Source organism: Paenibacillus sp. PvR133, assembly GCF_017833155.1.
Taxonomy (GTDB): Bacteria; Bacillota; Bacilli; order Paenibacillales; family Paenibacillaceae; genus Paenibacillus; species Paenibacillus polymyxa_B.
Map to the genome: position 1 here is coordinate 4,288,583 of NZ_JAFIBS010000001.1, position 14,976 is coordinate 4,303,558.

The 14,976-nt window shown below is 41.7% G+C and carries 8 protein-coding genes and 1 pseudogene; 3 read left to right on the forward strand and 6 right to left on the reverse strand.

Going from position 1 to position 14,976, the window contains the following annotated elements:
- Window positions 1-44: 44 nt before the first annotated feature.
- The 5 genes from JOE49_RS18620 to JOE49_RS18640 form a co-directional block, all read right to left on the reverse strand.
- Window positions 45-1,451: a response regulator transcription factor gene (locus JOE49_RS18620; RefSeq protein WP_028541594.1), complete on the reverse strand. Its 1,407-nt coding sequence runs from the start codon at window positions 1,449-1,451 to the stop codon at window positions 45-47.
- A 2-nt stretch (window positions 1,452-1,453) separates the two neighbouring features.
- Entirely contained in the window at window positions 1,454-3,160 is a 1,707-nt protein-coding gene (locus JOE49_RS18625) for a sensor histidine kinase (protein WP_053325510.1), read from the reverse strand.
- 547 nt (window positions 3,161-3,707) lie between these two features.
- Window positions 3,708-4,040, reverse strand: a complete 333-nt coding sequence (locus JOE49_RS18630) for a hypothetical protein (RefSeq protein ID WP_209942350.1) — start codon at window positions 4,038-4,040, stop codon at window positions 3,708-3,710.
- A gap of 255 nt (window positions 4,041-4,295) precedes the next feature.
- Window positions 4,296-5,003 (reverse strand): response regulator, encoded by a 708-nt coding sequence (locus JOE49_RS18635; protein WP_209942352.1) that lies wholly within the window; start codon window positions 5,001-5,003, stop codon window positions 4,296-4,298.
- Complete coding sequence (locus JOE49_RS18640) at window positions 4,996-7,692, reverse strand: sensor histidine kinase (protein WP_209942354.1); 2,697 nt, start codon at window positions 7,690-7,692, stop codon at window positions 4,996-4,998. Before JOE49_RS18640 ends, JOE49_RS18635 begins: the two co-directional genes overlap by 8 nt.
- Before the next feature lie 795 nt (window positions 7,693-8,487).
- Between JOE49_RS18640 and JOE49_RS26960 the strand changes: the two genes are divergently transcribed.
- Window positions 8,488-8,766, forward strand: coding sequence for a helix-turn-helix domain-containing protein (locus tag JOE49_RS26960; RefSeq protein WP_209942356.1), 279 nt, complete (start codon window positions 8,488-8,490; stop codon window positions 8,764-8,766).
- A 653-nt stretch (window positions 8,767-9,419) separates the two neighbouring features.
- Here JOE49_RS26960 and JOE49_RS18650 read toward each other — a convergent pair.
- Window positions 9,420-10,568, reverse strand: coding sequence for an epoxide hydrolase family protein (locus JOE49_RS18650; RefSeq protein ID WP_209942358.1), 1,149 nt, complete (start codon window positions 10,566-10,568; stop codon window positions 9,420-9,422).
- A 137-nt stretch (window positions 10,569-10,705) separates the two neighbouring features.
- Between JOE49_RS18650 and JOE49_RS18655 the strand changes: the two genes are divergently transcribed.
- Together JOE49_RS18655 and JOE49_RS18660 are read left to right on the forward strand one after the other, a co-directional pair.
- Window positions 10,706-11,611, forward strand: a complete 906-nt coding sequence (locus JOE49_RS18655) for a LysR family transcriptional regulator (protein WP_209942360.1) — start codon at window positions 10,706-10,708, stop codon at window positions 11,609-11,611.
- A 1,265-nt stretch (window positions 11,612-12,876) separates the two neighbouring features.
- Window positions 12,877-14,785, forward strand: a pseudogene (locus JOE49_RS18660) (carbohydrate-binding protein).
- The last annotated feature ends 191 nt before the right edge of the window (window positions 14,786-14,976 follow it).

A 14,976-nucleotide genomic window follows, 5' to 3' on the forward strand; every position in this document is an offset into this window, starting at 1 on the left:
TTTCCCTTCTTTCGCCCGGATTATTGGTCATCTGGGAGAGTACGCTATTTATCCCCTCTGCCGAGCTGTCGATATTCGCTTGGCAACAGACCTGTCAATTCGCGAAAAATTCGGCTGAAATATTTTTCATCCGTATAACCCACTCGCTCCGCAATCCAGAAAATCGTGTTGGTTGTATTCAATAAATACTCTTTAGACTTCTCTATTCGTATAAATCGGGAGTACTCATTAAAGGTTTTCCCCATCAAATCCTTGAAGCATTGACTGAAATAGCTTCGGCTGATGTTCAGTTGTTGGGACAGACCTGAAGCTGTAAAAGCTTGGTCCAAATTATTTTGCATGATCATAATCGCTTTTTTCACGGCGTCTACAATTTCTTGTGAATACGAAGTCTGTTCATCTGCCTTACGAATGCCCACAGAGGTCTGCTTGATCCAATCTTCTACCTCGTACCAGGATTGAAAAGAATGGATCATTGAGATTCTACCCAGCGTAGTCTGAGCAAAAAGGTGATTCCATTCCATAACTATAGAGTATAGCAATCCCATCAGCTGGCCTTTATGCAGTCTTAGTGATTTGAACTGTTCAATCAGTTGGTTGTAATAACTGTCGTTGTGGGTCCATGGTGATAGGAACCAACTTTGCCTAATACGATCCATGTCTTCATCCTGCGGTTCTATTGGAAATGAGTCCTCCACATTCATCGAAACGGAAATGACAGGATCATAAGGATTGTATGCATAGAATAAGGACGTTTCTGTATAATTCATAATCCAGTTTTGGATTTGCGACCATGTTCGCTCTTGTACATCGGACATAACCAGCAAGGCGACTTGGGGAACTTGATCCAGGGATTCCTTCAGTTTATGGAACAGCTGATCCTCTACGTCCATGGGTGCCGTCCACATCCAGCTGTTCCGTTCAACCTCCCATCGGATCTCGTCTACATTGGATGTCAGTTCAATCGGCCAGCTCTGTCCTGACTTGCGATCCAGTGAAACAAGTGCATACACATGGCGATAATGGACATTGGTCTCACTTAGCAGAGGCAGCTTTCGTCTTGTATTCGCCAGCTCGTCAATCCGGGTATGTATTCGATGCAGCACGTGTTCGAATTGCTCCTTCTCGAGCTGAACTTTGGCTATATAGTCGATGGCTCCAAGTCTGAGCGCTTCCTGGATATAATCGAAATCTTGATGCAGTGTTAATACAACAATATGTAGTTCTGGATAGAGCTGCCTTGCAGCTCGCATCAGTTCAATACCTGACATCACCGGCATCGCGAGATCTGTCAGCATCAGATCGACCGGTTGGGCTTTCAGAAAATCCAGTGCTTTCAACCCGTTACTTGCTTCTCCTATAACCTCCATATTGAACTCGTTCCACGGCATCGCGGAGCTTATTCCTTTTCGTACTAATTTATCGTCATCCACTATCAATACCTTAATCATCCTCAGACATCTTCTCCTTTGATAGGAAGTATGAGCAGTATACTTGTCCCTGTACCCAATTCACTTTCGATCACCAGTTGTGCTTGATCTCCATACTGTGCCCTCAACATGCGGTGGACATAATTGAGTCCGATGCCCATCCCTACTTTTTTATGTTCAGCTATACGATTATTCAGAAGTCTTTGAATCGCTTCCTCGGTCATGCCTGCTCCATTATCCTGTATTAAAATATTCAGCGTTTTGGCAAGTGTAACTTCAATTTGAATAAAACCTTCGTCACTCAGTCCATGATAAAGTGAATTTTCAACCAACGGTTGCAGAATAAAACGAGGCACAGGTATTTGAAGAACTTGATCATCTGCTGAAATACGCACGTCAAATTCAAAGTCATATCGAATTTGCTGCAGGATTAGGTACTGTCTTAGCGCATCAATTTCCTCTTCCATCGTGGATACTTGCCCTAATTTACCCAAATTGTAATACAACAGCTTGTTTAAGGATTGCACCAACTTGTCAATCTCTCCTTGTCCGTTCATGACGGCCAGCCAGTGCACAGTATCCAGCGTATTCATTAGAAAGTGAGGATTGATCTGATATAACAATTTTTCCACTTCCAAATCTGCACGAATCTTCTCTTTCTGCTGCACTTCCTTGAACAGGTCGCCGATTTGATGCTGCATATTTGAGAATTCTCCCAACAGAAAATCAAACTCGGGAATTTGAGTGCGGGTCTGGCTTCCTGCCTTTTGTGGATTCTGAGACATTCCGTTAATTTCCGAATGGAACAGACCTAGTGGTTTGTAAACCATCTTCCACAGAAGCCAAGCCAGAAATACGGTAAAGCCGAGAAAAAATAAAGCGACCAGTAATATTTGAAGCAACCATTGGTTTTTCTCCTGTTGATACTTAGCCTGCGAAATTACCGATATGACGCTCCAATTCTGACTGGAGTCCTCCTTAAACCAATGGTAATCACGGGATATTCCATCTTTTGCAGTACCTTTCGATATGCTAGAGAAATTCTCTCCGACCTTCATCGCTTCTGGAATTTCACTGTAAACAATGTTGCCCTCACCATTCAGGATTAAATGCGATAAAGCTCCTTTGTATTGATTGTAACCCAGTATATCCTGTGTAAGACGAAAGCCGGATTCGACGTAAATATATACATCGTCCCTTTGAGGCAGCTGTACCTTTCGCATAGCAGATAAAACAAGCTGATCATCAAATCGGTTCATACTCATATGGGGACCATAGTACGCAATGCCATATGATTTGGAAAGCACAGGCAAAGACTCGGGAGAAAAACGATCTTTGATGGGAAAGTTAGCGAACTGTGTAGTGCCTTCTTTCTGGAAATAGTATAAGGTCAGACCTATATTCGGATTAGTAAACGTTACGACATTTAACTCATTCTTTAATTCATCTCTAGCCTCAATCAATTCAAATATATTGGAGGAAGGCTTCAAGACTTCATCCAGTTTTTTTCCTAATGTACCACTATATGATAATTGCTGAGTAACATGATTCAGGTTGGTAATTGAATTTTCCAGTGATGAAGTTACCTGCTGTAGATTGCTCCGAATTCCATCATTGATTTTATTCGCAAAAATGGAATCAATGGTATAGTAAGAAATTGCAAATATACTGATAAAGGGAATAAACGCGCTGAGAAAAAACAATAAAAAGATTCTTTTTTTAAGTGTCATTCCGACCCATTCTCCTTAGGTAAATGAAAGAGCAAGCCCCTGGTTATGAAGCTTGCTGTTTATGAACAACAGCTCTATCAATTATCGTATTCCTCATAGGCAGCGACCTATTTGAAAATTGGCGACATCTTAATCCGATTCAGATTGAAAAAATCAGGATACTTGCATCTCAGTGAGGTCCAATTCTGTTCATAATTATAGATTGATATTCAAATATGTCAAACGCTTTCATGGAATTTATAGAACTTATTCTCCCTTCCTCTTTGCATATATGACTTGCCGTTTTTAATTGCTTATTGTAGTTGAATTTTCTGCATGTAAAAAAGGCTCACTCCGTCTTCAACAAGTGGAATAAGCCTTCTAAGCTTTCAATAACATTTTCTACTCCTAATTCTTACAAATGGTGTTGTTGATCAGGATTGGATGCCAAAGCAACAAATAATTTTTCTTCTTCACTCAGCGCTTGTAGAAATTGTTCTCCGGCCAGATTGGGAGCAAACACCAGGTAACGCGGCCTGACGATTCATATTTTTCCTTCTTTCGGAGTTTAGCTATAAACCTCTTGTTCCAGCACCCGATTTACAGCCTTGATAAAGGCAAGATAACCACCATCGGTATCGTTCCGATGAGGAAGAGCCAAAAACATTGTCTCTTCAACCTGGTTATCGTCTAACTCATAGCTGTTTGTCAGGATTCCTCTGATCTCATCGACGGGTGTACCGAGAGCAAACTTCTGAGCTGCTTTATAGATATCATAGTTCTCATAGAGATCCTTCCGTGTCACCTTCTGCAAATCGATAAAATCATATATTTTTTTAACGGAATACAGCACCGCCAGCACAATTGAGATCAGACCCGCACTTGTTAAAATTTCATTCATTCCCCATACCTCTTTCCCTTTCACTCAGTTGACAGCTTAGCCGATGAAACAGACGAACAAGGTAGTGCCCATCTCACATGCCGATCCTCCTTATCCTCTTTACTTCAGAGTTCAGCGTAACATTTTCACCATTAGTTTAGGATTAGGGTTTTCATATAGGTATAAAGATCATCTTAAGATTTAGATGGCAGATGAAAAATAAAGAGACCATGCTCCATAAGAGCATGATCTCTAATTACATAATGGTATTGTTACCTAGCCATCATCTCCAACCTGAAGCATACGGTAACCAACTCCGATATGTGTTTGAATAAACTTAGTTTGTGATGATGTTTTTTCTATTTTTTTTCTCAGCGTTGCCATAAACACACGCAGGGCAGGAATGTCATAGCTGTGGTTGCCCCAGATTTCATGCAGGATAAAATTATGGGTCAGTACTTTGCCTACATGTTTTGCCAGCATGCAAAGCAGTTTATATTCGCTTGGGGTCAGGTGAATTTCTTCTTCACCAATCCATACGCATCCTGCTGCATAATCAATTTTCAAATTTCCATTAATAAAGCTGGAAGCATCCTTCAGGAGCTTATCACTGTCATTTCGAATTCTTCGTAAACTGACTCGAAGTCTGGCCAGCAGTTCTTCTACACTGAAGGGCTTTGTTAGATAATCGTCCGCTCCGGCATCCAGCGCATCTATTTTATCCCGATCTTCGCTGCGTGCGCTGACCACGATAATAGGCATATTCGACCATGCACGAAACTTTTTTATGATATCTACACCATCCATATCCGGCAGCCCCAAATCCAGAATCATTAGATCCGGCTGCTTGGATACTGCTTCTAAAATCGATGCTTCCCCTGTTTCAGCCGTATGATATTTATACCCCTGTGTCTCCAGCGTTGTCGTAATCAGCTTGCGGATGGGTTTATCGTCCTCCACAACAAGAATAAAAGGTTTATTCATGAACATTCACTTCCTCAGCTTGCAGGGTAAAATAAAAAACCGTCCCTTTAGGGATATTGTCCTTAACACCAATAGTACCTCCATGAGCATTCACAATTGATTTGCACAGAGAAAGCCCCAATCCTAATCCACGACGTCCGTCCCCATGAATGTTGTCTGCCGTATAAAACATCTCAAACAGTCTAACCTTGACTTCTTCTGAAGAAATACCGGGGCCATCATCTGAGATTTCTACAATGACTATATGTCTCTCGCGTCTTGCTGAAATTGTGATGTGAGAGCCATCTTGGGTATACTTGATTGCATTATCAATCATATTGATCAATACCTGAACAATAAGTCGGGAGTCCATTCGAGCCATCATCAATTCATCATCCAGTTCCGTCTGAATGACATGCTTCACACTGTTGCGATTCACATGAAGCAGAGCCTCCGAAATGACTTCCTCCATTAATTCTGCCTGAAAATTCAGATTTAGAGTACCACCTTCGATTCGACTAATAGACAGCAAATTTTCTACCAAATTGATTAACCACATGGAATCGTCATATATATCCGTATATAGACCTTTTTTCTGTTCCTCGTTTAGTACCTCTGGGTTTCCAAGAAGAATCCCCGCATTGCCTGAGATGCTGGTAAGTGGAGTGCGTAAATCATGAGAAATGGACCGAAGCAGACTGGCACGGAGTTGCTCCTGCTGGATTTGCATGGAAATCTCTTGTTGTCTTTCGTTCAGTTTTTCTTTCTCTAGCGCCAGCGCGCATTCTCCCAGCATGGCAAGCATTAGGCTATTTTCAAAAACTTCTAAAGGTTCTTCCTCATCCATTACAATAGCTGCCACCGCAAGAACCTGTTCTCCTCCACGCACCGCATGATATAGACACTTAGCGCCAAAAAAAGTATCCGTCGTTGCTCCTGCACGCTTGTTGTTTTTATATACCCACTCTGCAACTGCACGTTCGTTGCCTCCTGTGTAGACCCCTAGATCAACTGCAGATTCTTTCTTTGGAAAAAACTGCGGCGCCAACAGTACCCCTTGGTCAACTGAATAGAAAATGACCATTCTGTCCAACAACTTTACCATTTGATGTGCCATTTCATTAATAATAGCCGGAGAGTCTTTGGCCTGTTGCAATTTCCGGCTTGTTTCCAGAAGCACCTCGGTACGGTAAGCTTTTTGCGCGGATTGCCGAGCCTGCTCTCTTACTCGCATAGTTAGTGTACTCGTCATGAAAGAAGCAGCCAGCATGACCAGAAAGGTGACCGGATAGCCTGAATCATAAGCCTGTAAAGAATAATAAGGCTCGGTAAAAAAATAATTAAACACAAGTACACTCATAACCGAATAAATGGCGCTATACATTCTGCCCTTGGTCACAATTGCATTTAACAAAACTCCCAGAATGTACACGGTGATAATGTTAGCTTCTCGGAATTCCAAATACTTAAACCACAAGCCAATAATTGTGCACACAGCCAAGATAGCAATGGTCTTGATAGTATCTGCCAACGACAGCAATGGGTATTTTTCGTAAAAAGGCAATCTTTTATAGAAGGAAGACTGAGTATAGGGGATAATATAGATTTCAATATTAGGAAGTAAGGCCGTTAGTTTATCACTTACATTGGATTTTGCAAGCCCTCTCCTCTTGTAAGGGGAGCGTCCTAGGACAATTTTCGATACACAGCTTGTTTTGACATATTCGGCAATCTGTCCTGGAATATCGTCTCCATACATCGTTGCGATTTGTGCACCCATTTGCTCAGCCAGCCTAAGGTTCTCCCTTAACTCCGCTTTATTTTTTGATGTCAATTCTCTCGCTTCTGGTGTTTCCACAAACAACGCGGTGAAATGACCATGAAAAGCTGCCGCCATTCTTGCTGCTGTTCGGATCACTTTCTTATTGGAAGCAGCCGAAGACAGACAGACCAGAATATGTTCTTTCGTATCAAATTCATTTCTTTTCGCCTGCTCACTGATTTGCTCCGCGATTCGGTTTAACTGACTTGCTGTATTACGCAAAGCAATTTCACGTAGAGTCGTCAGCTTCTCTTTGGTAAATAAATGAGCCTGTGTATTCTCCTCCTCAGGGTAAATCTTTCCCCTATTCAAACGTCCTATTAAATCATCCGGTTCAATATCGACTAATTCCACCTGATCAGCACTGTCAAATACACTGTCCGGTATGCGTTCGTCAACGGAAATGCCAGTAATGGAGTAGACAATATCCGTTAGACTTTCGATCTGTTGAACATTCATCGTCGTATATACATGAATTCCTGCGCGAAGAAGTTCCTCCACATCCTGATATCTTTTTTTATGTCGGCATCCTGCCGCGTTGGTATGGGCCAAATCGTCCAATAAAATAAGGTCAGGACTTCTCTGGAGCGCTTGGTCCAGATCAAATTCCTTAGTTGAGGATTCTTTATTTGAAATTTTGATGTAAGGAAGAAGTTCAAGTCCTTCCAACAACGCCGCAGTGTATGGCCGGGCATAATTTTTAATATATCCAACTACGATATCTATACCCTCTTTTTGCTCTTCGTGAGCGTCGCTAAGCATTGCACAGGTCTTCCCAACACCTGGTGCATATCCAACAAAAATTTTCAGTCTTCCTCTACTTTTTCTTACTGGCAAGTCAGTAATTCGATCAAGTATGGACCCGGCATCGTTCTGTTTTGCTGCCATCTTGTGCCCACCCTCTACTATATTCTCTCTCAATCCATAGTATATCATGAGCAAAATCAGTACCGTATTACGAATTTGCCTACAGCATTAAGATTGTATTAAGATCCGCTTTTATGTAATAACATCCTCAAAGAAGCCTCAGAATCCTGATTCTGTCCTAGCTTTCTCAGTGGAAGGATAGCAGCACAAAATAATATAAAAAGCTTTCACAAGCTGGTTCAGCCTTTTCTCATATTCACGGCATAGAAGATTGAAAAACAAGGATTCAATGCTTTGGCTTCATCTGTCATAGCACGTTTAGACATCTTCTCCTTCCTTTTCAAATTTCATTGTTAGAATTTCCTATATGCTTGGTAATTGTAGAGCTGGCAGCAGACGCAGGCATCTCAGAAATGCAAATCGACACAAATGCTAGAACTAATAAAAACAAACTACATTTCTTCCATATCAATTCTTCCTCCTTAAGTCAGAGAAACGAATGAAAGTACCCTGCCAAGTAGACATAGTTTCTTCTTCATGTCTGACTGACAGGGTACAGTTCATTCTTTATAGCTTTTGCTTATTCTTGTATTCTCCGGCTGAGACACCTTATTATGGTATGCTCATGTTGTGCCACAAAGCTATTGTCGGGTACACATAAAGTCCATCCATCCGTATGCTCAACGACATACCCTGCACCTGTAAATAAAAAGGGCTCGATTGTAATTACCAAGCCCTCTCCCTCTTCCAATACCGTGGGTACACAAATTCTTATTTACTAGGAAGAAGATAAAGAACTTACAAAAAGGTTTATAAATGTGTCAGAAGGATCTAGCTAGAGATGTTGGAACCAGAGGTTACATTAGTCAAATTGAGAAAGGAAATGCGATGCCCTCTTTTGAGATCATTAGCAAGCTTACGGAGCGATTAAATTGCTTTATTAGACTGTGCCCCCGAGTTTCATCGCATTTATTTTTTCGAATAACCCCCTCTTCAGTTTTCCTTTTCACCCATATATCGATCAAGGCCTTATCAGGTTTTCCAAAGTATGAACTGTACACTTTCCGGAAATATAATAAAATCTCTCATCTTTAGTTCGGGCAGTCGTTCCAAAATATAAAAAGCCGCTAAATAAGCGACTAATTAAATGGTCAATGTCCTTTTTTTCTTCGATAACTAGACGCAAAGCCAACGACATGAGCTTTTTATTGCGCATTGAATTATTCCAAGCTCTCTTTGCCCTGTAAGTTCATAGAGTACTGGTTATTTTGTTGGATCATCTATGCTCCTTTACCTTGAGATTAGTGAGTGATACTGACGGTTTCGATCAGTTTTATTCATATAACAATATCGAAGCTGGTAGTATGGTTGAGGTTGTGAATATACTTGGCTGAATTATCATTAAGAGAAGTATGGATAAATGTATCTATTTAAGTGTATACACCCCGATATTTTTCTCATTTTATATGGACTAATATGTGAACCTACCGTAGCGGAATAAATCTCATAAGTGATTTCGTAGAAGAATAATGGGTTGTGTTACCGCTTTGCATTTACATATTTTACAGTAACACAAAATTTGCCCCTTTTCACATGATCTTAGTAGTCAGGTCAACTCCAGTTACACTGTGGTAATCTCTAAGACAAAGTTTGAGGGCCAACTTTGTGTCCATTCCCCTTTAAGGGGTAAATGTATGTCTGGTAAAAAATGTACTGGTTGTTCATAACCCTCTTAAGGATAGAGACGATCAGATGCTTAATGAATGAAAAAAATGATTTAGATGTTCGGCAAACAATTTAGGATTTTCCATAACGGCAAAATGACCGCCTTTATTCGCTTTCTCCCAGTACGTAATATTATAGACGCGTTCTACCCAGCTTCGGGGAGGCGTGGGCAGCTCCTTGGGAAATAAGGAAACCCCTGTTGGAACAGTAACACGCTGACCTTCGGTGAAATGCAGTGGCATTTTGCTGCCTTCAGTATATATTCGCATGGAAGAAGCAATCGAATTGGTAAACCAGTAAATCGATATGTTAGTGAGGATATGATCAAGTGAGAAAGACCTTTCGATATCCCCGTCACAGTCACTCCAACCTTGAAATTTTTCTACCATCCAGCTGGCAAGACCGGTTGGGGAATCACTTAGTGCAAAAGCCAGTGTTTCCGGCTTCGTTCTATGAAGGGCGCTATAAGCACCTTCTCGGTCCAACCACTCAGCTACGATGTCTAAGTAAGCTTGCTCTTCTTCGCTAACAGATGGTGTATTCGGAGTGAGGGGTGGCTTGTAGCTTCCTGGAATATAATTGAGATGAAGTCCCATCACCCGTTCAGGGTACATGAATGCTAACCATGTTGAGACCCCTGCTCCAATATCCCCTCCCTGAACCAAATACCTTTCATAATCCAAACGATCCATAAGTTTTGCCCAAAGCGTAGCTACGTATTTGGACCCCACTCCCGGTCGTATGGGTTTACTTGAAAATGCAAAGCCTGGCAATGAGGGAATAATCACGTCAAAAGCCTCTTCAGCATGTCCACCATATAGTGATGGGGTTGTTAGATAAGGGATTAGTTCTAACATCTCTACAAATGATCCTGGCCATCCATGAGTCAACAACAGTGGTCGTGCGGATGTGCCTTCACCCCGAACGTGTACAAAGTGTATATCGAAGCCATCCACATGTTCCATAAACTGCGGGAAACGGTTTAACCATGCTTCCTGTTCACGCCAGTTGTATTCCGTGCTCCAATAATCAACTAATCTCTTCAAAAAGGAACGGTCTGTCCCCAGAGCCCATGGTTCTACAGAGAAATTCGAAGGCCATCGAACCTGTTTTAGTCTGATAGACAGATCATGCAGTTGTTGCTCTGGAATTGAAATTTTGAACGGTTCCATTCATTGTTTCCTCCCTTATAGATTAATTTACGATCAGAAGGATTCCATTGTATGATGGATCTGTTCATTAATAAAATTGAAATATTCAAAATCATTATCATTTTTATCGATAGAAATTAAACCTAAGGAGAACATCGATGGAAATTAGACACCTTATTACATTTCAGACGATTATCGAAATCGGAAGTTATACAGGGGCTGCATCGCAATTGGGATACACTCAGTCCACGATCACTGCCCATATACAGTCGCTTGAAGAAGAGATTGGCGGGGAGCTTTTCACTTACGAAAGAAGGCACTTGAAACTTACTCAATTAGGGAGAGAATTAATACCTCTGGCAGAAGATCTACTGGCTACTCATGACCAGATTAGAAATATACGAAGCAACCAGGAGGTTAAAGGTGCTATAAAGGTGGCTGCACCAGAGTCTTTAACAATTTCTAGATTAAGCCCGATTATAAGGGAATTCTCTTTGAAATATCCTCATGTCAAATTCATCCTTATCAACGGTACATGTGAACAAAACCAGGTTGACTTAATCAGTGGACGTGTAGATGTGGCTTTCATGGTCTACCCGGAAATACATCCGGAAAAATGCATTCATTATTCTTTGGCCCAGGAGAACATTGTTCTGGTGTGCAGCAATGACGGTCCAGACCATTTCGATGAATATAAGCGAGAGAACACCAACCATTTTTTTATTACGAATGAAGAAAGCTGTAGTTATCGGACCATGTTTGAAAGATATCTTGTAAAGCATGATATTCACCCATTTCAAACCATGGAGTTATGGAGTATTGAGGCGATTAAACAAACCGTTATGAGTGGGCTTGGATTTTCTTTTTTGCCTTATATTACAGTTAAAGAAGACGTGAATAGAGGAAAACTTAAAATCGTAAGTCATTCCGAAAAGTTCGATCCGATATACTCCCATATGCTGATTAAAAAAAAAAAGTGGTTATCTCCAACAGTAAAAGCTTTCTCTGAATTTGTGATAAAGTCGATCCGTGAAACGGATAACGAACTCGAAAGTTCAAGATGACTACCATTTATTGGATAATTGGTAATCGGGCCATGTTCTTGTCCCTCGACATTCCTTCCATGTCTCGTCAGCATATTGATCAAACAATTCGCCGGCTTCCACAAATTTGTCAGAGATTCAATCAGTTCTCGAACCAAATTAAATTCGCCGCGATATGAAATAATATCAGCAAGTCAGCGCTTGATACAAGAGACAAACGCAGTTTGTCTTAAATGCATTGTTTGTGGATGGAGAAACCTACTGATTTTTCAACTCGATTCCCAGCTTTTCTTTTGTCCATTTGGTATGATTTCTCCTGGTTTGAACTTAACATCTGGACCCCATGGTCACAAATACGTAATTGTTACCGGTTGATCGTATTTACCGTTCTTATCTCCAGCCTGGCACATGTAGTTTTTGTGTCACCCGGCTTGTGACCGCTCGCTATTGCTGCTACACCCGTTCAACACGGCCGACATGTCAACACACCTACCATCAGCAGACTGCCGATCCGTCTTCTTTTTACTTTCGTTCAACTTTGTCACCCCACTCTAGGTAATGTAGATTACAGCATTTATAATAATGAATGAATCAGGTAACTGCCCATACTAACTTTACAACATTTATTGCACTAATTTAGGATACTGGAAATTGGATATCAGTGTTGCATTAATGCAATCTCCCCTGTACAGGCAAAAGCATCCCTGCAGGGCTGCCTCTTCTGCTGCAATCATTCATACTAATTACTCGTATATTTTATCCAGTCATGTTCAGCATACAACGTATGGACATAGTGTGTTTAACTAATGCCAACTTAAAGTTTCACCTGTCGATTGCGCTTGCTTGGAATAACAGGTCGGATATCTCGATTTTGCAAAAGGTCCAGCATGCCATTGGTATCGTAATTTACGTTCCTTTCGATTCGCTTTTTTTAGAAAATAGAATGATATTGTTATTTTTGATAGAACATGTTATGATTGCGCCAAATAAAACCATTATTTGCAATCAATTTACATATTAATATTTAATAACCCAATGTTTATGATTACTATACTTTCTCCAACACATAACTGGAGTTGTCAATAAATGAACAGAGACCAGTATATGGTGACTCTCCTCTCGTAGTTCACTTTTAAATTCAATAAATGTAAGCGATTTCATGTCTATTTCTCGTGCCCTCTTCACAGCAGTTCTCCTTACGGGTAGAGGTCTGAGTATATTCTTGAGTTTGATAAATTTACGAATAGCTCGGCTTTGGACCATATAAAAAAACGGAGGTTATTGTTATGATTAGAAAATGTCTAGCTTTATTTCTCTCCTTCACTTTATTGCTTGGTGTCTCTCTCGTGCTAAGTGTAGATGCTGCCAATCGACCACTGGCTAAACTCCCTGGAAATTCCAACCCTCTAGTGGATCATAAATTGGGAGCTGATCCCTATTCATTGGTATATGGTGGAAGGGTGTATGTCTACATGTCAAGTGATACGTATGTTTATAACAATGATGGATCGATTAAAGACAATGACTTCAGTGCACTGGATCGCATCCAGGTCATTTCCTCCGCGGACATGGTGAATTGGACGGATCACGGAACGATACCGGTCGCAGGTGCCAACAACAAGAACAACGGTAGAGGCATTGCCAAATGGGCCTCTAACTCCTGGGCCCCAGCAATTGCGCATAAAAAATTGAATGGCAAAGATAAATTCTTTCTTTATTTTGCCAATGGTGGGGCAGGAATTGGAGTCCTGACAGCAGACACGCCGATCGGACCTTGGACAGACCCCCTCGGTAAAGCGCTTGTGACACATAGTACGCCTGGAATGGCTGGCGTGACATGGCTTTTTGATCCGGCTGTGTTGGTGGATGATGATGGCACAGGATACCTGTATAGCGGTGGGGGAATTCCTAACGAATCCGATCCCGCTTCCATTGCTAATCCTAAAACAGCTAGAGTGATCAAGTTGGGGGCCGATATGATAAGTGTTGTTGGAAGCACAACCACCATTGATGCACCTTACTTATTTGAAGATTCCGGTATTCATAAGTACAATGGCAAATACTATTATTCCTACTGCATTAACTTTGCCGGGACACACCCGCCACAGTACCCTGCAGGTGAAATCGGCTATATGGTCGGCGATAACCCGATGGGCCCCTTCACTTATAAAGGCCATTTCCTGAAAAACCCCTATACATTCTTCGGCGTTGGCGGCAACAACCACCATGCTGTATTTAACTTTAAAAATGAGTGGTACGTCGTGTATCATGCCCAAACGGTCAGCAAGGCACAAATTGGAAATGGAAAAGGCTATCGCTCTCCTCACATTAATAAGCTGGTGTACAATACCGATGGAAGCATCCAGGAGGTACAAGGGAATATGACTGGAATAGCTCAGCTATCCAATCTAAATCCATATACCAGAGTTGAAGCGGAAACCATGGCGTGGCAGGCGGGTATTACGACCGAGCCCACTCAAGCCACTGGCGGTCCGGTCAGTAATCTGAATGTGACCAATATTCACAATGGGGACTGGGTCGCTGTCGGGAAGGCTGATTTTGGCTCTACCGGAGCAAAGACGTTCAAAGCCAATGTTGCTACAAATGTCGGTGGTAGTATTGAAGTACGTCTTGACAGTGAGACAGGCCCTTTAGTCGGCACCTTAAAAGTACCTTCAACTGGAGGTATGCAGACCTGGAGAGAAGTAGAGACCACGATCAATAATGCAACTGGGGTTCGCAACATTTATCTGGTGTTTACTGGGACAGGAAACGGCAATCTATTTAATTTGGATGCCTGGCAGTTTACCCCCAACACGGGGAGCAATACGGGGACAAAGGTTGAAGCTGAGAACATGAACATTGGCGGCACTTATGCGGGCAAGATCAGTACACCTTTTGACGGGGCTGCTCTGTATGCCACTGCTGACTATGCATCATACTCACAGTATTTTGCCAACCCTACGCATAATATCTCAGTACGGGGGGGCTTCAAGCAATGCTAGTACGGCCAAAGTGGACTTGGTTATTGGAGGAGTAACTGTGGGTTCCTTTTATTTCACGGGCAAAACGCCGACTGTCCAAACTTTATCCAACATTACTCACGCTACCGGAGATCAGGACGTCAAACTCACCTTGACGAGCGATGACGGAACCTGGGATGCCTACGTGGATTTCATTGAATTTTCATTATGATCGCTCGTATTTATCTTAGCCAAATGTTTACTATATTGAGAATGTCTGGGTGTTTCATCCTCAGTGACTTACAAGTGTAACCCATGGAAAACGCCCTCTGGTGCTCGGGATTTGCTAGGGAAGCTCCCTAGTGTAATCTCGGGCACCATTTTACCTTAAATGGCTCCCTTTATATCCGTATTACAAAAATT

What these genes read in the sequence shown, in the direction of transcription:
- JOE49_RS18620 (WP_028541594.1), bottom strand. Translation starts at nt 1,451, where the DNA reads ATGATTAAGGTATTGATAGTGGATGACGATAAATTAGTACGAAAAGGA.
- JOE49_RS18625 (WP_053325510.1), bottom strand. Translation starts at nt 3,160, where the DNA reads ATGACACTTAAAAAAAGAATCTTTTTATTGTTTTTTCTCAGCGCGTTT.
- JOE49_RS18630 (WP_209942350.1), bottom strand. Translation starts at nt 4,040, where the DNA reads ATGAATGAAATTTTAACAAGTGCGGGTCTGATCTCAATTGTGCTGGCG.
- JOE49_RS18635 (WP_209942352.1), bottom strand. Translation starts at nt 5,003, where the DNA reads ATGAATAAACCTTTTATTCTTGTTGTGGAGGACGATAAACCCATCCGC.
- JOE49_RS18640 (WP_209942354.1), bottom strand. Translation starts at nt 7,692, where the DNA reads ATGGCAGCAAAACAGAACGATGCCGGGTCCATACTTGATCGAATTACT.
- JOE49_RS26960 (WP_209942356.1), top strand. Translation starts at nt 8,488, where the DNA reads ATGTGTCAGAAGGATCTAGCTAGAGATGTTGGAACCAGAGGTTACATT.
- JOE49_RS18650 (WP_209942358.1), bottom strand. Translation starts at nt 10,568, where the DNA reads ATGGAACCGTTCAAAATTTCAATTCCAGAGCAACAACTGCATGATCTG.
- JOE49_RS18655 (WP_209942360.1), top strand. Translation starts at nt 10,706, where the DNA reads ATGGAAATTAGACACCTTATTACATTTCAGACGATTATCGAAATCGGA.